The sequence below is a fragment of the Magnetospirillum fulvum MGU-K5 genome (assembly GCF_000442515.1).
Lineage (GTDB): Bacteria > Pseudomonadota > Alphaproteobacteria > Rhodospirillales > Magnetospirillaceae > Phaeospirillum > Phaeospirillum fulvum_B.
The window spans coordinates 1-480 of record NZ_AQPH01000171.1 but is presented as its reverse complement, the minus strand read 5'-3'; the positions used below and the strand labels follow the sequence as shown (position 1 = coordinate 480).

Here is a 480-nt window from a genome sequence, read left to right as displayed (position 1 = left end):
GTCCGGAGGCGCACGCCTCCGGGTGGGGCCGGGGCGACAGCCCCGTGTATCTTTTGTCGGACCCAATGCCCGACAGACCCGCGTATCTGCTGCTCACCGCGCCGCTCATTCCTTGGCCTCCGTGATCTCGCCGACGCTGTCGGGGGCAAGTCCGGCCTTGATCGCGGCGGCGGACTGAAGCTTCAGCATCTGGGCAAGGATCTGGGTCTGGGCCGCGATGGCCCGGGTTTGGGCGATCTCGGTCTGGGCGATGACGTGGAGGCGGTCCTGGACGGTTTCGGCGTTGCCGAGTGCCGATTGCAGGCTGTCGGCGGTCGAGTTCAGTTCCTCGGCCTGCTTCATCTGGACGTCAGCCTGGGCCAGGGAGCGGGTGCTGGTGTCGGCCAGCAGCGCGGATCGACGGGTCGAGACTTCGCGCCCGGCTGCTTCCTGTTCGGTGAAGCTCAGCTTTTTCAGCCGATCCCGGCTGAGAAACAGGGC

General features: G+C 67.1%; 1 protein-coding gene. It reads right to left on the bottom strand.

What is annotated here, in order from left to right; genetic code table 11:
• Positions 1–105: 105 nt before the first annotated feature.
• The coding region (locus tag K678_RS19290) for a hypothetical protein (RefSeq protein WP_021133810.1) at positions 106–480 on the bottom strand (375 nt) is incomplete at its 5' end.